An 18,502-nucleotide genomic window follows, 5' to 3' on the forward strand; every position below is an offset into this window, starting at 1 on the left:
GTGTTGCCGGAACGCTGGGCAGTGCTGTGCTCGTCGTTCAAGCCCAACCTCCACGCATCGCGTCAAGATATTGCCGCACGGCGACCAGATCGCTGAGATTGCCTGCCAGCATCCGGTCCAGCGCGCGCTTGCCGTTGAAGGGTGGCGCGCTGTTGGGTCGCTTTACCCAGCCATCGGCGGCATCCGGCTGCGGCAGCAGGATCTGCAGCGCCTTGTAAATGCCGAGCAAATGTGAGAGTCGCTCGAGCGTATCGCGTGACAGCCGTGCCGCATTGGGTGCGGCCTTCCACTTGAAGAATGTCGAGCGCCCCGGGGAGCCCAGCAGCACGAGTTGCTCATCGACCGACAGTTGCCAGTCGTGGGCAATGTTGAAGAACGCGCGCAGTCCAGCGGTGGACATTTCAGCCAGCGTTGGTTGGCTGGCAGCCGGTATCGGCGCGGCGGCCCCTGCAGCGACTCGAATCGGACGGCTCATTGGGTACCCCATCTATGTGCGAACTATAAATTCAATATAGTCCATACAAGGATTTTTGCAAGTCACCCAAATGGCTAATTCGCTTGTCCAGTGCGCTGCGCTCGGTCCTGCCACGCGAACAGCAGGCAATTTGCCAGCCACACTGCGATCAACGCCATGTCCGTCAACGGGAGCACGACGCTAGCCACACCAGAGCCGTCGTCCAGCCGCGCATCGGCGCGCAGTGACGCCGGCGGCACGGCAGCGCCGATGCCATCGGTCGGGGGCGCTTGCACTCCATGATGGCGCCGTCCAGACTATCAGGGTGGGGGGATTCAGCAAACGCGGATCGGAGGTGGGTGTGCCCAAGGAAAGGCGCCATTGGTGTGTCCCGCGTTGGCGGCGGCACGATGATCGCGTGGATTGTGACCTTCAACGCTTGTGCTCGGGCGGGGCCCTCCCAAGCATCGCGGGTCGCTGATGCAACAGGTCGCAGTACCTGCACAGGCTTAACGGCGCGCCGTCGCCGTAATGCGACGCATCGAGCGGTGCGTTGGTTGCCCTGCACAGCGCTGCGACAGGCTCGTGCACGGATGCTGTGCGCACAAGCTGACGAGCGGCGCAAACACGATCGCCCAGATGGCGATCAGGCGAGCCAGGTGGTCTTCGAGCGGGTGAGTGCGCGTGCGGGGTCATCGTGGCGGCAAACGGGGCGCACGGTCATGTAATATGCGTTGCGGCCGCCGTGCCGCGCGCCGGTCGCGATTAGGCGATCGTATCGACCACACCACCGTCCACACGCAATGCGGCACCGGTTGTGGCGCTGGCTTGCGGCGAGCACACGTACACGACCATGTTTGCGACTTCCTCGGGCGTGGCCGCACGACGCAGGATCGAACTGCCGCGATGGGCCACCACGAATTCGTCAGCGACTTGCTCGACGCTTTTACCTTGTTCACGCGCCGGTTGTTCGACCATCGCCCGAAAGCCCGCTGACAGCGTTGGCCCCGGTAGTACGGAATTGATCGTGACGCCGCTGCCGGCTGCGTATTTCGCGATGCCGCGCGCGATCGACAACTGCGCGGTCTTGGATAAGCCGTACGCAAGCATGTCCGGTGGGATGTTGAGCGCCGACTCCGATGAGATGAATACCACGCGTCCCCAGCGGCGCTCCATCATGCCTTTCAAGTAGCTGCGTGTTAGCCGTACGCCGGACATGACGTTCGCTTCGAAATAGCGGTGCCAATCCTCGTCGGGTGTCGAGAAGATGTCACCGGGCCCGAACACGCCGAGATTGTTCACCAAGATGTCGACGTCGGGGAACGCAGCGCTGAACGCATCGCAACCGTGTGCATGCGACAGGTCCGCGGCGAAGCCGCGCAGCGCGGCGTCCGGCACGGCCGCGCGGATCGTGCGCAATGCGTTGTCCACGGAATCTTGCTTACGGCCGTTGACGATTGTGAGCGCGCCGGCTGCGGCCAATCCTGTTGCGATCGCGAGTCCAATGCCAGCGGTCGAGCCGCTGACGGCGGCGGTTTTTCCTGACAGATCGATTTTCATCGCAAATGCTCCACTTGTTGAAAGTGAAAGGAGGTCGTCGGGGGGCATCGTAGCGCAAGTTTGCCAGGCCGGTTTGGCGCGCTGACCGGCACGATGCCGCGCGCGTCGTCATGCGCTCAATCGTAGCGCATGCGTCGCCGGCATGAGAACCCGGTGGGGGTGTCACGCCACAAAAAAATGCCGCAACTCGGGGCACGTTCCCGGTTGCGGCACCGCTCCATGTGCGCGCCGCGCAACGAGCGCGGCATGTGCGTTGCGTGCTTACGCTGCAGCGTCCTTGAGCTTCTTCAGCGCACGTGCCTTGATGCGAACCGTGGCCGGCTTTGCATCGAACCAGCGTTCCTCGCCGGTAAACGGATCCTTGCCGAAACGGCGCTTCTTGGCCGGCACGGCTTGCACCGTGATTTTCAGCAGGCCGGGTAGCGTGAACTCGCCCACGCCCTTCTTGTGCACGGCGCCGAGGACCGTCTGCTCCAGCGCGGCGAGCACGGCCTTGGCGGCCTTGGGCTCGACTTGTGCGCGTTCGGCGATATGGGCGCTGAGGCTGGCCTTCGTGAAAGTCTCCTTGATCGGTGCGGCGACGCCGTTGGCGACAGCCACCTTTTTCGCAGGGGCTTTCTTTGCAGAGGCCTTCTTGGCAGGGACCTTCGTCGCAGCGGCTTTTTTCGCTACAGGTTTTGCAGAGGTTTTCGTCGTTGGTTTTTTTGTGGCCATCGTATTGAAATGCCCAGTAGTTGAGAACCCTCGCCGGAGTCGCGCGTCACGCGTTCATCCGACGAGTGGCTTATTCTACGTTGGCTGATGGGCTTATCGCTAGCCACGTTCCCTTAAGCGCAACATCGTTGACGTCTTTTGGCTCGGTGCGGCATGCGGCGACGAGGCTACGTACCTGCACGCTTAAAATCGGGATATGCCTTCACTTATCCAAGAGGAGACGGTCGCGGCGCGGCGCTGAGTGGTCACGCCGCGGTCAGCACCTAGCGGCGTTTCATTGCGGGACGCGTGTGAGCGAGCTGACGTGCTCCGTCCCGAATGATGTTCACCTACGAACCGTTCTTTGGCACCCGTGACTTGCACAGACTGGCAACACGAGCGCAAACGTGGCATGGGCATGGCGTGGACTTGTTTCGACACGGCCAACGGTGCGCTGCACTGAAGCGGGCTGCTGGCCTGCGAGCAATGCATCGCACGGCATCGGCAACTCGTGATGATTGCGTCGGCGCCGGCAATGACGCGGTGATTACGTTGCAGTTGGCTGCACGGCTGCCGCTCGGCGACATGCAACGCGGGCTCATCCGCGACTATGCGGCGGCGAGCCAGCCGATCAATACGGCTGCCGTGGGCTAGCACGTGTTCCAATTGAAATGGCCGAAGCCGGCCAAGGCGGCTCGCGGCGCGAAAGCGTCGCTATGAGCGCGGCCGCATGTCGATCGGCTGCATGTCGAGTGCTTGGCTCGGTATCGGCGGCCGGTAGGCTTTCCAGCGTGCTCGCACGAATGGACGCTCGTGGCCGGACAGGTGCAGTGCAATCCGGGTGACCCACCGGTGAGTCGGTGCATGATAGCTGTGCAGCGATGCGGCGAGCCCGATCAGGCTCGCGGCCACGACCCAGCGCGACACGCGCGCAGCTGGGTTCGGCTCGCGCTGCGCCACCCATGCGATCCAGCCCAGCGACACAGCCGCGCCAAGCGCGCAGCCGGCAATCACTTCAGATACCGAATGCGCATCCAGCACGACCCGCGATACGCCGATCGCGGCACCCGCGACAAATCCCGCAGCCAGCACCGCCAGTCGCAGCATGACCGATGCGCCGCGCGTGCTCAGGAACGCCGCGGCCGGCAGTACTGCGGTCGCCAGCATCGAATGGCCGCTGATGCCGGTGAAATCCAGTGAGCGTATGCCAATGCCCCAGCCGAGGAAGGCCACCTTGGTGACCAGCACGAGCGCGATACCGGTGGCGAGAAAGCCGGACCACGCGAGCGCGCTGCGCCAGGTATGGCTCACGCCGAGCCACAGCGCGATGGCCGCGGCGATGGGCAGCATGACGCCCGCTCCGCCAAATGCGGTAATGAGGGCCCAGGTGGTCGGCGCAAGGTCTGGCATGGTTGGGACAATGACGCGAAATCGACATGGAGCGGGTTGCGGTATGGCACAAGTATAACCGCGTGCTTGGCATGCCTTGGCCACGATATTCGGCCGGGCGGCAGTGGCGCATTGATGCACACGACACCTTTTTCACCAGGCACGCAGCCGTTGGCCGGTGGCTTCGTTCAGCAACACGACGTCGTATCCGTAGACCGGCACGCTCGGCGAGTCAAGCTTGGGTGGCACAATGGCTCGATGCCGCGCTGCGAAGCCAGGCGACCGCGTCAGTGCGCATAGCTTAACCGTGAAGTTCGCCGGGCGTTAGCCCCGAGATGAGCCCGCACCACGCTGCCCTGGGCAAGCCCACATCATGATGCTCCGAGTAAACCCGCATCATGCGGCTCGGACAAACTGCATCATGCGGCCCAGGCAACCCGCATCAGGTTGTCCCCGCGCGATCGCGCGCGATGCTGCCCGAGGGGAAATTCGCATCAGTCCGGCCGCGGCAAGCGCGGATTACGCCGACTGACCGGCGCGCGGGCGCTCCAGGTTCGGCAGCAGGATGGCGACGATGCCGATCAACGGCAGGAACGCACACACGTGGTAGACGAACCGCACGCTGGTGGTATCGGCCAGCCAGCCGAGCACGGCGGCACCCACGCCGCCCATGCCGAACGCAAAGCCGAAGAACAGGCCGGCGATCATGCCCACCTTATTGGGGATCAGCTCTTGCGCATACACGAGGATCGCGGAGAAGGCCGACGCGATCACCACGCCGATGATGACCAGCAGCACGCTGGACCAGAACAGGTTGGCGTACGGTAGCGCCAATGTGAAGGGGGCGACGCCGAGAATCGATGCCCATATTACATACTTGCGACCGATCCGGTCACCGATGGGTCCGCCGATCACCGTGCCGGCAGCGACTGACGCGAGGAAGATGAACAAATGAACCTGTGCCGATTGCACTGACAGGTGGAATTTGTCGATCAGGTAAAAGGTAAGGTAACTGTTGATGCTGGCCAAGTAGAAGTATTTCGAGAATATCAACAGCATCAGCACACCGATGGCGATGGCGATGCGCGAGCGCGCCAATGCCACGCGGGCCGTGCTGGTGCGGGACTGCTTCGTGGACGGATGGCTACGGTACCAACGTCCGACATTGAACAGGATCACGATGCCGACCAGCGCCGCGAGCGAGAACCAGGCGATGCTCGGCTGCCCGTGCGGGATCACGATCCAAGCGGCCAGCAACGGTCCGAGCGAGGTGCCGAAGTTGCCGCCGACCTGAAACAGTGACTGCGCGAGTCCGTGACGGCCGCCAGAGGCCATGCGCGCGACGCGCGAAGACTCGGGGTGGAACACCGACGAGCCGCAACCGACTAGCGATGCGGCCAGCAACAGCATCGGGAAAGTGCTGGCCACGGACATCAGGAGCAAGCCACACAATGTGAAACCCATGCCGACGGGTAGCGAGAACGGTTTCGGGTGCTTGTCGGTGTACAGGCCCACGAGCGGCTGCAGTAGCGAGGCGGTGACCTGGTAGGTCAGCGTGATCAGCCCGATCTGGCCGAAGCTCAAATGGAAGTTGGCCTTGAGCATCGGATAGATGGCCAGGATCAACGACTGAATCATGTCGTTGAGCAGGTGCGAGACGCTGATTGCGCCGAGCACCGGGAACACGGTTGCGCCGGCCCGTGTGGTGGCGGCGCTGAGCGTGGCGCCGCTGGAAGTACCTGCGGCGGCCGCGTTCTGCTTATCAAGCGTGGACATCGATTTTTCTCGTCTGTGGGTCGAGGGCTGCGGTACCCGATGCGGGCGTACCATCATGGAGCGACGTTGAGTTTAATGTGGCTTAAACACGCTGTTAGGACAATTATTGTCGAGAATCGGTCAACCTCGCTGGGCTGCCTCGGCGCTGCGCACACCGTAACCGAAAAAGCTGCTGGCTTGCTTACGCCAGGCGAGTTGACGCGAATTCAAGCGAGTTGATCGCTGTGCCGTAGAACGGATGGGAGCAGCCCTACGAGGGCCGATGGGGCGGCTTGTGCTGCGGCTACCTGTCTTGCGCCGACTCCCTGGAAAACCGCCATGAAGGCTGTGTCGCTTATCCGGACCAGCATTGCCGGTTCGTGTCTCGCGTCAGCCGCGCGCCGCTCGATGGGCACAACGGCAATAAGGCGGCTGGCGGGGCAGTTCCGATTGCGTTGAGCGCGTCGCCGCAGAGCGCGCCGCAGGCATGGAGGCGCGTTTTCCCTCTTAATTTTCTGTTCAAAATACTGTATAAATATACAGTAAATGGGCAAGATAACATTCGAAGGAGGAATTCATGGCTGCGAGCGCAATCGCGGAAACAATGACGCTGGATCAGAGCCGAGACCGCTTTGCGTGGACCGCTGAGTTGCCCGGGCACTTGCAACGACAGATATGGCGTGGGGATGCACTGGGCAGCGCGTCGCGCGGCAGCCTTCCGAGCGGGCATGCCGCCCTCGATCGTGAATTGCCAGGCGGTGGTTGGCCGCGCGCTGCGCTGACCGAATTGCTGCTGGCGCAACCGGGCGCAGGCGAATTGCGCCTGCTGGCGCCTGTGTTGGCCGATTTGACCGCGCGCGCCGGCCGCCACGTGCTGCTGATTGCGCCGCCTTGCCTGCCTTATGCGCCGGCATGGATGGCATGGGGCGTGGCGTTGGACCGGTTGATCTGGATTGCGGCATCCCGCCGCGAGGAACGGGACGCCGCCAAACAGCAGGGTGCCGACGTGTTGTGGGCGGCTGAGCAATCGCTCAAGCATCAGGGTATGGGGGCCATATTAGTCTGGCATGCAACGGTGCGGGCCGAAGCGTTGCGACGCTTGCAGCTGGCGGCGCAGGATGGCGATGCGCTGGCCTTCCTAATGCGCCCGGCGCATACAGCCGCCCAGTCCTCACCCGCGCCGCTTCGCATCCTGTGCGAGGCGCGCGGCGGCGCGGATTTGCAACATAGCGGCCTTGACCTGACGATCATTAAGCGACGCGGGCCGGTACTGGAAAACCCGGTCCATGTGCCGTTGCCGCTGGAGGCAGAACGGCTGCTGGCCACGGGCGGTGGACATATGGCGCACGCTGGTATCGGTCAAAAAATGGAGATCGTGCAGCAGGCCGGCGTTGAGCTACAAACAGACGTCGCTCAGCAGGCCGGTGTTGGCGAGGACGGGCGCATTGGCAAGGAAGTGGAGGACGGCCATGCTATGGATCGCTGTCGCTCTGCCGTGGTTGCCGCTTGAGTCGGTGCGGCCGTCGGCGCAGCCGGAGGCCCCGCCGTATGCGCTGGCCGATCATGCCCGCGTGCTGCAAGCCGATGCCGCCGCGTACGGGCTCGGTGTAAGAGCCGGGTGGTCACGCTCGCATGCGTTGACGCTGGCGCCCGAGTTGGTTTTCCTGAGTCCGGATCCGTTGCGGGAATCGGCCGCGCTCGAGGCGGTTGCGCTCGCGCTGCTCGCGTGGTCGCCGCGCGTCGTGTTGGCGCCTGCTCATACAGTGCTGCTTGAAGTCAGTTCGGTGCTGCGGCTGTTTGGCGGTCTACGCAGGGTGCAGCGCCAGGTGGCGCAAACCGTGGCCACGTGCGGTCATGCCGCGCGGCTCGGTTGTGCGCCGACGCCCGCGGGTGCATGGCTATTGGCGCAGGCTCAACGCCGGCGGGCGTACCGCAGCCGGCGGCGCGTGCTCAAGCTGCAAACACTGACGCGCGTGCTCGACCGACTGCCGATTGAGCTGCTGCCTGCCGTGCAAGGCATGAGTGGTGCGCTCGAGCAAATCGGTTGCGCCACGTTCGGCGATCTGCGTCGCCTACCGCGCGGTGGGATTGCGCGCCGCTTCGGGGCGACCGTGCTGACGCAATTGGAGCAGGCCTATGGCGAGGCCGCTGATCCACGCGACGCCTTTGTCGCGCCCCGCACGTTCGAGGCGCGTCTCGAGTTGATGGCGCGCGTCGACAATGCGCAGGCGCTGTTGTTTGCGGCTGCCCGCTTGATTGCCCAGTTGTGCGGTTGGCTCAGCGCGCAGCATGCGGCGTTGACCGGTTTCGATTTGTTGCTCCTGCATGAGCCATCGTTTCGCGGCATGCGTTGCTCATCGCGTATCGGGATCACCTGGGCCGAACCGTCACGCGATGCCCAGCACCTGGTGGCGCTGCTGCGCGAAAAGTTGAACCCGTTGCGGCTCGCCGCACCGGTGCTTGAGCTGTCGCTGCAGGCGCTGCGTGTGGTAGCGCATGAGGGAGAGGCTCCGACGTTTTTCCCGATGCCGGGAACCGAGCGCGACGCCGTGGTGCGGCTAGTCGAGCGATTGAGCGCGCGGTTGGGCGATGAGCGGGTGCTCGAACTCGCCGCCCACGACAATCACCGGCCTGAAGCGGCGTTGCGCAGGCGCGCCTGGCGCTTGGCAATGCTCGAGCGGCGTGTGCCGTCGTCGTCGCATCCTCGACGGCGGGCGGCGGGTGCGGGTAGACCGGTTGCTACCCGGCTTCAGGCGGCTGCGTCAATGGATGTGCAGGTGGCGCGCTTGCATGCGAATGCGCCAGAGCGTGCGCATTTCATCGCCCCTTTTAGAACACCGTATAAGGCGCCGCGCGGCCGGTTCGGCGCGCCAGGCCCGTTGACGCCGAATGCGCTTCCCCGTCCCGCCTGGCTGCTCGATACTCCGCAGCCGTTGAGCGAGCGCAATGGCACGCCGTTCTATCGAAGCCGGCTCACGCTGGTGGCTGGGCCGGAACGCATCGAGGCAGGATGGTGGGATGGCGAGCCTATCGCACGTGATTACTACGTTGCCGCTGACGCCCGGTCGCACTGGTACTGGATATTCCGCGAACGGGTGACAGGACGCTGGTTCCTGCACGGTTTTTTTGGATAGCAATGCAATGGATTCGGCTCCTCCCGCGTATGCGGAGTTGCACTGCCTGACCAATTTCTCGTTCCTGCGCGGCGCTTCGCACGCGGACGAACTGATCGAGCGCGCGATCGAATTGGGCTATACCGCGCTAGCCGTGACCGACGAGTGCTCACTGGCCGGCGTGGTGCGCGCGTATGCGGCGATGGGGGATCGTCGTGATGCCGCCGGCAACGAGCCGCTTAAGCTGCTGGTCGGTAGCGAGATGACAGTGCATGCAGCCGACGGTACGCCATTTTGCACGTTGGTGGTGCTTGCACGCGACCGGCAAGGGTATGGCAACCTGTCCGAGCTGATCACGTTAGCGCGCACCCGGACCGAAAAGGGCAGTTACTGGCTCACGGTCAACGATTTTATGCCGCTCGATCCCGGTTATGTACATTTGGGACGCTTGCCTGGCTGCGAGTTGCTGCTGATACCGAATCGCGATGCGCCGCTCGCCGATACGTGCACGGCGGCCGAATGGCTCGCGCAACTGGCGCCGGGCCGGGCCTCGCTGGCGCTGCAGCTGTGGCAGGACGGGCGCGATGCCGTGCTGCTCGATGGATTGCGCGCAATCGCCGCGCACACTGGCCTGCCGCTCGTGGCAGCCGGCGGCGTGCTGATGCATGCGCGTCATCGCAAGAGGCTGCAGGATACTTTGACGGCGATCCGCCTGAATACGACGCTCGCGCAGTGCGGCTATGCACTGGAGGTGAACAGTGAGCGTCATCTGCGCTCGCGGGCGCGGTTAGCTGCACTGTACCCGCGCGACACGCTCGATGCGACGCTGGAGGTCGCGCGACGCTGCACGTTTTCACTGTCGGAGCTTAAGTACGAGTATCCCAAGGAGCTGGTGCCGCCTGGCCAAACGGCGGCGTCGCAGTTGCGCAACCTGGTCTATGCGGGGGCAGCCGAGCGCTGGCCGCAAGGGCTAAGGCCGGAGCACCAGGCGCAGATCGAGCACGAGCTTCGGCTCATCGCCGACCTTGGCTATGAGCCCTATTTTTTGACCGTGCATGACATCGTTTCGTTTGCGCGGGCCAACCGCATCCTGTGCCAAGGACGCGGCTCGGCGGCAAACTCGGTGGTCTGCTATTGCCTGCATATCACCGAGGTGGACCCGGTATTTCATAGGATGCTGGTCGAGCGTTTCATCTCGCGCGCCCGTCGAGAACCGCCGGACATCGATGTCGATTTCGAGCACCAGCGGCGTGAGGAGGTCATCCAGTACATCTACGCCAAATATGGCCGCATGCGTGCGGCGCTGGCTGCGACGGTGATCAGCTACCGCACCCGCAGCGCGCTGAAGGACGTCGGACGGGCGTTGGGCCTGGAAGCCCAGTCAGTCGAACGGTTTTCGGCGTTGCATCAATGGAGGGATGCGCCGCAGGCTTCGGCGGGCAAGCTGGCCGAAGCGGGACTCGATCCGCAAGCGCGCATCACGCTGCAATTGCTGGAGCTAAGCGGTCAGTTGCGCGGCTTTCCACGGCATCTGTCGCAGCATGTCGGCGGTTTCGTGATTGCGCGGGATATGCTGTCGCGGCTCGTGCCGATCGAGAATGCGGCGATGAAGGATCGCAGCGTGATTGAATGGGATAAGGACGACCTCGATGCGCTGAAGCTGTTGAAAGTGGATGTGTTGGCGCTAGGCATGCTCTCGGCGATTCGCCGCGCGCTGGAGTTCATTGCGAAGCGGCGCGGCTGGCCGAAGCTGCGAATGCAGGATATTCCGCGCGAGGACCTGACGGTCTACGAAATGTGTTGCCATGCCGATACGGCGGGTGTGTTTCAGATCGAGTCACGGGCGCAGCAAAACATGCTGCCGCGATTGCAGCCGCGCCGCTTCTACGATCTTGTCGTGCAAGTGGCGATCGTACGTCCCGGTCCGATACAGGGCGGCATGGTGCACCCGTATTTGCGCAGGCGGCAGGGGCTAGAGCCGGTCGATTTCCCGAAGGATGACCTCAAGCCCGCGCTGGCACGCACGATGGGGGTGCCGATCTTCCAGGAGCAGGTGATGCAGTTGGCGATGATCGCTGCGGGCTACAGCGCGGAAGAGGCGGACAAGCTGCGTCGTGTGATGGTCGCGTGGCGCCGGCGCGGCCATCTGCAGCTGTATCAGGAGGACCTGACACGGCGCATGCTGGAGAAAGGATATTCGCTTGAGTTTGCGCGGCGGATTTGTGCGCAGATAGAGGGCTTCGGCGAGTATGGTTTTCCGGAGAGCCACGCAGCTAGCTTTGCGTGGCTCGTCTACGTCAGTGCATGGATCAAGCGGCATGAGCCCGCGGCGTTTCTCGCCGCGCTGCTCAACAGCCAGCCGATGGGTTTTTATTCGCCGTCGCAACTCGTGCAGGATGCGAAGCGGCACGGCGTCCGAGTGCTGCCGCCCGACGTGGCAGTCAGTCACTGGGAGTCAACGTTGCAGCAGAATGATGGACGACAACTGGCGAACGCACCCTTTGATGGCGCCAATGGGAGCCTCGCGTGGCTGGGTCCGTTTGGCTTGCCGCCTCACGAGCTTGGCCAACCCCGCGTGTCGGCCTGCGCATCGACGTTGGATGGCACCTGCTCGCCTGCGACCGTCGGCGCGTCGTCTCCGGCATCGGCTGCGACACTGGCGACGCTGCACGAGGTTTATGGCGACCCGGCGGGCACGCGTTCGCGGCAGCCGCCTTCCGCTTATGGACTCGACGGGCCGGCAGTCCGGATCGGCTTGCACTTGATTAAGGGATTTTCACAAAAGGCCGCTGAACGGATCATGGCCGCGCGCGAACGCAGACCATTTGCGGATGTGCAGGACCTGGCGCGCCGCGCCGCGTTGTCGCGCCGCGAACTCGAGGCACTGGCAGCGGCCAATGCACTGCAGAGCCTGGCCGGGCATCGGCGCCAGGCATGGTGGGCGGTGACTGCACAGCAACCGCTGCCGCGGCTGCTGTGCGATGCGCCGATTGCCGAGACGGCGCTTGCGTTGCCGCGCGCCAGCGAGGGGCGCGAGATCATTGCGGACTATGCGAGTCTGGGCTTGACGTTGAACCGGCATCCACTCGCGTTGTTGCGCTCCCGGCTTGCGGCGATGCGCTTCAAGACCGCAGCGCAGCTCGCTGCCTTTCCCAATGGACGATTGGCGCGTGCGTGCGGTATTGTCACGGTCCGGCAACGTCCCGGCACCGCGAGCGGCACGATTTTCGTTTCCATCGAGGATGAGACTGGCACCGTGAATGTGATTGTCTGGCCCGCACTGGTTGAGCGTCATCGCCAGGCCTTGCTGAACGCGCGATTGATAGCCGTCTATGGCATATGGCAGCGGCAAGGCGAGGTGATGCACCTAGTTGCCAAACGGCTCGAGGACAAGAGCGCGCTGTTGGGCCCTCTGCCTACGCAGAGCCGGGATTTTCACTGAAGCGATCCGACGCCGATGCTCCAGTGGGCCCGCGACGACTTAACGCGGTAGTGGGGGGCGGCGCGTGCGTCGCTTATTGATTCACTGTATAGCCGGCATCCTCGATCGCCGCTTTCAGCGCGGCGCGGGGTTGGGTACTGTCGACCGTCACGTGGCCTCGTTCGAGGTTGACATCGACTCGGGCGTGCGCATCAAACGCGTGGAGCGACTCGGTAATTACTTTGACACAATGCTGGCAGTTCATGCCGGATACCTTGAATTCGATCATGATGGGCTCCTGTCAATCAAGCGCAAATTAATCCACATCAAGCGTAGACCTTCCCATGATGGCAAGGTGTAGTATTTTTTGACTGTATCGAATCGCACGCGGTGCATCGACGATCATGAACATAGGCCAGGCCGCGCACGCGTCAGGCGTCAGCGCAAAGATGATTCGCTACTACGAGAGCATTGGACTGGTGACGCCGCACAGCCGCACCGATGCTGGCTATCGGGTGTATGGTGACAAGGAGGTTCACGCGCTGCGGTTCGTGCGCCATGCGAGGCGGCTGGGCTTTTCGGTCGTCGATATTCGGCGACTGCTGGCGTTATGGAACGATCGCGAGCGGGCCAGCGCACAGGTCAAGTCGATCGCGCTGGGTCACGTCGCCGAACTCGAGCAGCGCATCGCGGAGCTGTCGGCGATGCGCGACACCCTAGCGCACCTGGCCGCGCATTGCCATGGCGACGAGCGTCCGGATTGCCCGATCATCGAACATCTGGCATTGGACGACAGCGGCCCATGCGCACATTGTGCATCATCACCGCCCGACGCGGGCGCTGCTTGCAGCCGCCGTGCGGCACGCGGGCAGCGTGTTGAGACCGTGCTCACTGACGTAGCAGCATGACCCCAAAGCCGGAGTTCGCGTTTGCGAGGTTGAACACCCGTTGCCCATCGCTTTCGTGCGGCGAGTCGATCAGCGTGGCCGCGCCACTGCATGCCCCGGAACAGGCGTGGTGATGAGGCCGGACGGGTCGCTCGTATAGTCCAACGTATGTTCCTGCAGCTTGATGTACCACGCTGATGTACCACGCGTTCTTGGCCGGCAAAATGACCGGCGCATTGCCGCTGAGCAGATAAGTGTCCAGCGTGCCGGTCCATAGCCCCTCGTCAGTCTGCGTGCTGGTGGACGCGTTGACCGTCGAGCCGCTTGTGCGCTGTTGCTCTCGTCGCATGCCGCGATGCAAGTCAAAAGGTCCGTGGTCGCGATTGCGCGTGCGATCACCGTGCCGCGTGGTGCACCCGAGCCGTGCGCGTGCGGCGCGCAGCGGGCCACCGGATCGCTGCACCCAAGGCGGGCATTTGCCCGGCTGCCGATGAGCAAGGCGACACGCTTTTTCACCGCAGTGCGCGGCAGGGCGAAGGGGGCTGGCGATTCACGCTCAATGGGCATGCCAAACGTGCATGCCCATCATTCGTGCAATTCGCTGGACTTTTTTGAGACAGATTTCTATACTCGGGTTAACCCGATTAAGGGAAATCCCTGATGTCATTCTGACGGGACACCTCCGATTCCTGGAGCATTATGATGCTGACCTATCTGCTGATGGCGTTGTCGAACTGGTTCGAGAAGGCCGAACGCCGCCGTCGCGAAGCGTATCTGGCGCAGTCGGCCGATATCTTCGAACTCGAGCGGCGTATTCGCGCGCTGGAAAACAACGGTTACCGCTCGCTTTAATCCTACACTGGGCGACGTTCATCTGCCGCTATCCCATTTCTGCCGAATGGGGCCGTCAATGATGCGTGCCGAAGCCGTCAACCGGCGGGTTCTAGTCCATTGCGGTGACGCGAGAAGGCGTTGCCGTTCGCATTCAAGCGAAACGTTATCTCACTAGCTTAAGGCAACCGTGCATTGACAATGCCGAGGCTGCAACGCGGCGTGCGATTCGCTGCGCCGCCGTCAGTCTCCAGTCCTCAGTCGTCGCCCACCTCCAGTACGAAGCGGGCTTGCCGGTCGATGCCCAGTGCGTCGACGAGCCAGGGCAGGGTTTCGTGCAGCGCCGCAGCCAGCGTGTACGGCGGATTGAGCACGAACATGCCGCTGCCGTACAGTCCTAGGCCGTCTTTCGGCGCCGTGCCAACGCTCAGTGCCACATGCAGCCAACGATCTTGCCGCAAGCGCTTGAGTTGGGTGGGAAAGCGCTGCGCTTCGAGCCGCGTGACCTGCGGGTACCAGATCGCATAGACGCCCGTCGCAAAGCGCTTCAGACACGCTTGGACGCAATCCAGGGTGCGCGCGTAGTCGCGCTTGTCCTCGTAGGAAGGATCGATCAGTGTCAGGGCGCGCCGTGGCGGAGGCGGCAGCAATGCCTTGATTGCCTCGAAGCCGTCACCGCCGGCGATGATCGCGCGCCGCCCGGCATCGCGAAAATTGCTGCGCAGCACGTCGATCTCTGTCGTATGCATCTCGAACAGTCGCATCCGGTCCTGCTCGCGCAGCGTCTGCCAAGCGAGATAGGGAGAGCCAGGGTAGAAACGCAGTTCGCCATCCGGATTCAATGCGCGCACGGCATCCACGTAATCGGCCAGCGGCGTCGGCAGATCGGTGCGTTTCCATAGCCGCGCAATACCTGTCTCGAATTCGAGTCGCTTCTGCGCGTAACCTTCGTGCAGTGCGTACGCACCGGCGCCCGCGTGCGTGTCGATATACCAAAAAGCCTTGTCCTTCTGCGCAAGATGGCGCAGAAGGTGCACGACGACGCAATGCTTGAGTACATCGGCATGATTGCCGGCGTGAAAGGCGTGACGGTAACTGAGCATGATGCCGGATGTGCGGGCGCGGAAAAGCCCACTATTCTACGCTTGTGAGCCGGGCGCATTGCATTGCCGGGAGGCGGGCGTGACACTTGTTCTGCTCGAAGTGGCCGCCCGCGTACACCTCGGCGTTGTCGAAAAAATTCACACCGGCGTCGCGCGCTCGGGCCAGCGACTCGCACGCGATACGGGTATCGACTGGGTTCTACCGTATGTTACCCATGAGCCGATCGACAGTTCGCTGATTTGCAGGCCGGAGCGGCCCAATCTTCGATATTCCATTTGCACTCCACCTGTCGGTCCGTGTCCATTGATACACGCGGGCCGCCGTCTGCACCGCGCCGCAGTGCGAGTCCTATAGCGTAGTGGCTTGGGAAAATTCAGGCTCGACGGCTATCGCATGCAGCGCGCGCCCCGGTCCAGGCACAATAGCGCAATTCGCTCGCTGCGCGGTGTCCGGCCCGACCTGGGCATCGGCCGCCGGTCGCGATGACGCGTCACGTTCGTGTGACTCACTGGCTAGGAGAAAAATCAATGTCGACTTTGAAGGCGAATCTGAGCGGTAAGACAGCCATCGTCACCGGTGCGGCAAGCGGGATCGGCCGCGAGATCGCCCGCGTCTACGCGCAAGCTGGCGCCGCGGTCGGCATCGCCGACCTGAATCGCGAAGGTGCGCAAGCGCTCGTGCGGGAGATTACCGCGCAAGGCGGCCGGGCGCTCGGCGTTGCGATGGACGTGACAGACGAGCATGCGGTGAATGCTGGCGTCGACGAGGTGGCCGCGGCGTTCGGCTCGGTGGACATCCTAGTGTCCAATGCCGGCATCCAGATTGTCAATCCGATCGAAAGCTATGCGTACTCGGACTGGAAGAAGATGCAGGCGATCCACGTCGACGGTGCGTTTCTCACCACCAAGGCGGCGCTTAAATACATGTATGCCGGCGATCGTGGGGGCGTCGTGATCTATATGGGCTCAGTGCATTCACACGAGGCGTCGCCGCTGAAATCAGCGTATGTGGCCGCCAAGCACGCACTGCTCGGCCTGGCGCGTGTGCTCGCGAAGGAAGGGGCCGCGCATCACGTGCGCTCGCACGTGATTTGTCCCGGATTCGTGCGCACGCCGCTGGTGGACAAGCAGATTCCGGAGCAGGCCAAGGAACTGGGCATCAGCGAGGAAGAGGTGGTCAAGCGTGTGATGCTTGGCGCCACCGTGGACGGCGAGTTCACCACCGTTGACGACGTCGCGCAACTGGCGCTATTTCTGGCCGCGTATCCGAGCGCAGCCCTCACCGGCCAATCGTTCCTCGTCACGCACGGCTGGTCGATGAAATAGCCTGTCATGAGCGGACCCCATGCAGCCCCGACCTGTCCGAGCGATGGGCCCCTGCGCGCGCTATTGCCTTACGAGACGGTGGTATGGGCGCTGTAGGGCGGCGTGCTCGGCGCAGACCAGGCAGGGGTACGAGGGGTTGCATGATGCCGGTATCCGTCCAAACTGGCTAGCTGGCACTTCGATCGGCGCGTTCAATACTGCGATCATGAGGGGCAATGCGCCGCTGTGGCGACTGCCGCGCCGCGTGAATTCTGGCATGCGATTTATCAGCCCACGCTCGGCTTGCCGGTGCCGGTTGGCGTCGAGCAGGCGCTATTCAATGCCGAGGACCGGACGGCACGATGGCATGGCGGGCGCCGCGCCATCGCGCCGTCTCGATCACTTCAATACTTGCGCGATTGCGTTGGCCACCACGTTAAGGTTGCGCGTATTGAGCGCGGCCACACAGATACGTCCGGTGCTGACCGCATAGATACCGAATTCCTCGCGCAGGCGCTCGACTTGCGCGGCGTTGAGTCCTGAATACGAGAACATGCCGCGCTGCCGGTTGACGAATTCAAAATCGCGCTGCACGCTGGCGTCCTTGAGCTTTTGTACCAAGCCGCCGCGCATCGCGCGGATGCGCTCGCGCATTTGGCCAAGTTCCTGTTCCCAGAGCGTGCGCCATTCGGGATTGCCGAGCACTGCTGCCACGATCGCGCCGCCATGTGTCGGCGGGTTCGAATAGTTGGTGCGGATCACACGCTTCAATTGCGACAGCACGCGCGCGCTTTCCTCGCCGCCATGCGTGATGACTGTCAGCGCGCCGACCCGCTCGCCGTACAGCGAGAACGACTTGGAGAACGACGAGGAGACGAAGACGTCGATACCCGCCGACGCGAACAGGCGTACCGCCGCGCCATCTTCGTCGATACCCTGCGCAAAACCCTGGTAGGCCATGTCCAGGAACGGCACCAATTCGCGTGTCTTGACCACGTCGACGATCTGCCGCCACTGTGCCTCGTCCAGATCGACACCTGTCGGGTTGTGGCAGCAGGCGTGCAGCACCACGATCGTGCCGGCCGGATAGCTGTTCAGCGCGGCGAGCAGTGCGTCGAACTTTACACCGTGGGTCGCCGGGTCGTAGTACGGATATGCTACGACTTCGAAGCCGGCGCTTTCAAACAGTGCGCGATGGTTTTCCCAACTCGGGTCACTGATTGCCACCTTCGCGTTTGGCTCGATGCGCTTGAGGAAATCCGCGCCGATTTTCAGCGCACCGGTTCCGCCAAGCGCCTGCGCGGTAATGACGCGGCCTTCGGCGATCAGCGGCGAGTCGTTACCCAACAACAGTTTTTGCACTGCCGTGTCGTATGCGGCGATTCCGTCGATCGGTAGGTAGCCGCGCGGCAACGCTTGCTCCAACCGGGCCCGTTCAGCCTCGCGCACCGCACGCAGTAGCGGAATCTTGCCTTCCTCGTTTGTGTAGACGCCCACGCCCAGGTTGACCTTTGTCGGACGGGTATCGGCATTAAAAGCTTCATTCAAGCCCAGAATCGGGTCGCGCGGCGCGAGTTCGACGGCGGAGAAAAGAGACATGATCGTATCGGCAGTGAGTTCGAAAAGACAGTGGACGGCGGCCATGGCATGGTTGGGATCGACGCTCAGCAGCCACCCATTTCAATATTGTAACCAATGCCGGCCGCATGGCTGCGCGTCGGCGGGCAGCAGAGAACCCTGCCCCATCGATCCGCTTCGGAGCATGGTTTGTTCCGACGCCTGGCTTGCTTCAGCGCATGGTCTGCTCCGCCGCCTGGCTTGCTTCAGCGTATGGTCTGTTCCGGCGCCTGGCTTGCTCAGCGCGCGGCTTGCTCGGTGCTCGGCTCACGCCTGTGTAGAGTGTATGGTCGCGCCGCCGCTCGACTCGGATCGGCCACGGGCCAGTGCTGGAATCGAACGGGTGCCGGTGCGCGGCTGAGCGTGGCGGTTTC

Annotated in this window: 18 protein-coding genes and 1 pseudogene; 8 read left to right on the top strand and 11 right to left on the bottom strand. The window is 63.3% G+C overall.

The annotated features are described in order from the left end of the window. Window positions 1–37: 37 nt before the first annotated feature. The 4 genes from KQH60_RS06110 to KQH60_RS06125 all read right to left on the bottom strand — a co-directional run bounded on the left by KQH60_RS06110 (window position 38) and on the right by KQH60_RS06125 (window position 2,728). Window positions 38–475 (bottom strand): MbcA/ParS/Xre antitoxin family protein, encoded by a 438-nt coding sequence (locus KQH60_RS06110; RefSeq protein ID WP_237575635.1) that lies wholly within the window; start codon window positions 473–475, stop codon window positions 38–40. A 74-nt stretch (window positions 476–549) separates the two neighbouring features. Next, window positions 550–750, bottom strand: coding sequence for a hypothetical protein (locus KQH60_RS06115; protein ID WP_237575636.1), 201 nt, complete (start codon window positions 748–750; stop codon window positions 550–552). Window positions 751–1,219: 469 nt separating this feature from the next. Next, complete coding sequence (locus KQH60_RS06120) at window positions 1,220–2,014, bottom strand: SDR family NAD(P)-dependent oxidoreductase (RefSeq protein ID WP_237575637.1); 795 nt, start codon at window positions 2,012–2,014, stop codon at window positions 1,220–1,222. 261 nt (window positions 2,015–2,275) lie between these two features. Then, on the bottom strand, window positions 2,276–2,728 hold the full coding sequence (locus KQH60_RS06125; protein ID WP_237575638.1) for an HU family DNA-binding protein: 453 nt from the start codon (window positions 2,726–2,728) through the stop codon (window positions 2,276–2,278). A gap of 321 nt (window positions 2,729–3,049) precedes the next feature. Between KQH60_RS06125 and KQH60_RS06130 the strand changes: the two genes are divergently transcribed. Further along, window positions 3,050–3,361 (top strand): hypothetical protein, encoded by a 312-nt coding sequence (locus KQH60_RS06130; RefSeq protein WP_237575639.1) that lies wholly within the window; start codon window positions 3,050–3,052, stop codon window positions 3,359–3,361. A 60-nt stretch (window positions 3,362–3,421) separates the two neighbouring features. Here the strand turns inward: KQH60_RS06130 and KQH60_RS06135 are convergent, their stop codons facing one another. Together KQH60_RS06135 and KQH60_RS06140 are read right to left on the bottom strand one after the other, a co-directional pair. Then, window positions 3,422–4,057 (bottom strand): phosphatase PAP2 family protein, encoded by a 636-nt coding sequence (locus tag KQH60_RS06135; protein WP_237575640.1) that lies wholly within the window; start codon window positions 4,055–4,057, stop codon window positions 3,422–3,424. A gap of 558 nt (window positions 4,058–4,615) precedes the next feature. Next, entirely contained in the window at window positions 4,616–5,872 is a 1,257-nt protein-coding gene (locus tag KQH60_RS06140) for an MFS transporter (protein WP_237575641.1), read from the bottom strand. Between the two features lie 556 nt (window positions 5,873–6,428). Here KQH60_RS06140 and imuA point away from each other — a divergent pair. Genes imuA through KQH60_RS06155 form a run of 3 tightly spaced genes read left to right on the top strand, consistent with a single transcriptional unit; the run spans window position 6,429 to window position 12,406 of the window. Further along, a complete protein-coding gene (gene imuA, locus KQH60_RS06145) occupies window positions 6,429–7,361 on the top strand; it encodes a translesion DNA synthesis-associated protein ImuA (RefSeq protein WP_237575642.1) in 933 nt (310 codons plus the stop codon). Further along, window positions 7,321–8,985, top strand: a complete 1,665-nt coding sequence (locus tag KQH60_RS06150) for a DNA polymerase Y family protein (protein ID WP_237575643.1) — start codon at window positions 7,321–7,323, stop codon at window positions 8,983–8,985. The genes imuA and KQH60_RS06150 overlap by 41 nt, the downstream gene beginning before the upstream one ends. Window positions 8,986–8,992: 7 nt before the next feature. Further along, window positions 8,993–12,406, top strand: a complete 3,414-nt coding sequence (locus tag KQH60_RS06155) for an error-prone DNA polymerase (RefSeq protein WP_237575644.1) — start codon at window positions 8,993–8,995, stop codon at window positions 12,404–12,406. A 73-nt stretch (window positions 12,407–12,479) separates the two neighbouring features. Here the strand turns inward: KQH60_RS06155 and KQH60_RS06160 are convergent, their stop codons facing one another. Beyond that, on the bottom strand, window positions 12,480–12,674 hold the full coding sequence (locus tag KQH60_RS06160) for a heavy-metal-associated domain-containing protein (protein WP_237575645.1): 195 nt from the start codon (window positions 12,672–12,674) through the stop codon (window positions 12,480–12,482). 115 nt (window positions 12,675–12,789) lie between these two features. On the opposite strand from KQH60_RS06160, the gene cueR reads away from it, so the two are divergent. Continuing rightward, window positions 12,790–13,293 carry a Cu(I)-responsive transcriptional regulator gene (cueR, locus tag KQH60_RS06165; RefSeq protein WP_237575646.1) on the top strand — a complete coding sequence of 168 codons (504 nt, stop codon included), beginning with the start codon at window positions 12,790–12,792 and terminating at the stop codon, window positions 13,291–13,293. On the opposite strand, the gene KQH60_RS06170 is transcribed toward cueR, so the two are convergent. Next, window positions 13,274–13,621 carry a hypothetical protein gene (locus tag KQH60_RS06170; protein WP_237575647.1) on the bottom strand — a complete coding sequence of 116 codons (348 nt, stop codon included), beginning with the start codon at window positions 13,619–13,621 and terminating at the stop codon, window positions 13,274–13,276. The genes cueR and KQH60_RS06170 overlap by 20 nt on opposite strands. Before the next feature lie 6 nt (window positions 13,622–13,627). Between KQH60_RS06170 and KQH60_RS06175 the strand changes: the two genes are divergently transcribed. Together KQH60_RS06175 and KQH60_RS06180 are read left to right on the top strand one after the other, a co-directional pair. Further along, entirely contained in the window at window positions 13,628–13,933 is a 306-nt protein-coding gene (locus KQH60_RS06175) for a hypothetical protein (protein WP_237575648.1), read from the top strand. A 41-nt stretch (window positions 13,934–13,974) separates the two neighbouring features. Next, entirely contained in the window at window positions 13,975–14,124 is a 150-nt protein-coding gene (locus KQH60_RS06180) for a DUF3563 family protein (RefSeq protein WP_237575649.1), read from the top strand. A gap of 236 nt (window positions 14,125–14,360) precedes the next feature. On the opposite strand, the gene KQH60_RS06185 is transcribed toward KQH60_RS06180, so the two are convergent. Beyond that, complete coding sequence (locus tag KQH60_RS06185) at window positions 14,361–15,206, bottom strand: 23S rRNA (adenine(2030)-N(6))-methyltransferase RlmJ (protein ID WP_237575650.1); 846 nt, start codon at window positions 15,204–15,206, stop codon at window positions 14,361–14,363. Between the two features lie 91 nt (window positions 15,207–15,297). After that, window positions 15,298–15,482, bottom strand: a pseudogene (locus KQH60_RS06190) (aldo/keto reductase); the annotation flags it as partial. A 252-nt stretch (window positions 15,483–15,734) separates the two neighbouring features. Between KQH60_RS06190 and KQH60_RS06195 the strand changes: the two are divergent. Then, the gene (locus KQH60_RS06195; RefSeq protein ID WP_237575651.1) at window positions 15,735–16,532 is read left to right on the top strand and encodes a 3-hydroxybutyrate dehydrogenase; all 798 of its coding nucleotides are present in this window, start codon (window positions 15,735–15,737) and stop codon (window positions 16,530–16,532) included. A gap of 378 nt (window positions 16,533–16,910) precedes the next feature. Here the strand turns inward: KQH60_RS06195 and KQH60_RS06200 are convergent, their stop codons facing one another. Continuing rightward, window positions 16,911–18,110, bottom strand: a complete 1,200-nt coding sequence (locus KQH60_RS06200) for an amino acid aminotransferase (RefSeq protein WP_237575652.1) — start codon at window positions 18,108–18,110, stop codon at window positions 16,911–16,913. Between the last annotated feature and the right edge of the window lie 392 nt (window positions 18,111–18,502).

Origin of the sequence: Mycetohabitans sp. B8 (genome assembly GCF_021991875.1) — a bacterium.
GTDB lineage: Bacteria > Pseudomonadota > Gammaproteobacteria > Burkholderiales > Burkholderiaceae > Mycetohabitans.

Coding starts and splice junctions, on each gene's coding strand:
- KQH60_RS06110 (WP_237575635.1), bottom strand. CDS start 475: ATGAGCCGTCCGATTCGAGTCGCTGCAGGGGCCGCCGCGCCGATACCG.
- KQH60_RS06120 (WP_237575637.1), bottom strand. CDS start 2,014: ATGAAAATCGATCTGTCAGGAAAAACCGCCGCCGTCAGCGGCTCGACC.
- KQH60_RS06125 (WP_237575638.1), bottom strand. CDS start 2,728: ATGGCCACAAAAAAACCAACGACGAAAACCTCTGCAAAACCTGTAGCG.
- KQH60_RS06130 (WP_237575639.1), top strand. CDS start 3,050: ATGTTCACCTACGAACCGTTCTTTGGCACCCGTGACTTGCACAGACTG.
- KQH60_RS06135 (WP_237575640.1), bottom strand. CDS start 4,057: ATGCTGCCCATCGCCGCGGCCATCGCGCTGTGGCTCGGCGTGAGCCAT.
- KQH60_RS06140 (WP_237575641.1), bottom strand. CDS start 5,872: ATGTCCACGCTTGATAAGCAGAACGCGGCCGCCGCAGGTACTTCCAGC.
- imuA (WP_237575642.1), top strand. CDS start 6,429: ATGGCTGCGAGCGCAATCGCGGAAACAATGACGCTGGATCAGAGCCGA.
- KQH60_RS06150 (WP_237575643.1), top strand. CDS start 7,321: ATGCTATGGATCGCTGTCGCTCTGCCGTGGTTGCCGCTTGAGTCGGTG.
- KQH60_RS06155 (WP_237575644.1), top strand. CDS start 8,993: ATGGATTCGGCTCCTCCCGCGTATGCGGAGTTGCACTGCCTGACCAAT.
- KQH60_RS06160 (WP_237575645.1), bottom strand. CDS start 12,674: ATGATCGAATTCAAGGTATCCGGCATGAACTGCCAGCATTGTGTCAAA.
- cueR (WP_237575646.1), top strand. CDS start 12,790: ATGAACATAGGCCAGGCCGCGCACGCGTCAGGCGTCAGCGCAAAGATG.
- KQH60_RS06170 (WP_237575647.1), bottom strand. CDS start 13,621: ATGCGACGAGAGCAACAGCGCACAAGCGGCTCGACGGTCAACGCGTCC.
- KQH60_RS06175 (WP_237575648.1), top strand. CDS start 13,628: ATGCAAGTCAAAAGGTCCGTGGTCGCGATTGCGCGTGCGATCACCGTG.
- KQH60_RS06180 (WP_237575649.1), top strand. CDS start 13,975: ATGCTGACCTATCTGCTGATGGCGTTGTCGAACTGGTTCGAGAAGGCC.
- KQH60_RS06185 (WP_237575650.1), bottom strand. CDS start 15,206: ATGCTCAGTTACCGTCACGCCTTTCACGCCGGCAATCATGCCGATGTA.
- KQH60_RS06195 (WP_237575651.1), top strand. CDS start 15,735: ATGTCGACTTTGAAGGCGAATCTGAGCGGTAAGACAGCCATCGTCACC.
- KQH60_RS06200 (WP_237575652.1), bottom strand. CDS start 18,110: ATGTCTCTTTTCTCCGCCGTCGAACTCGCGCCGCGCGACCCGATTCTG.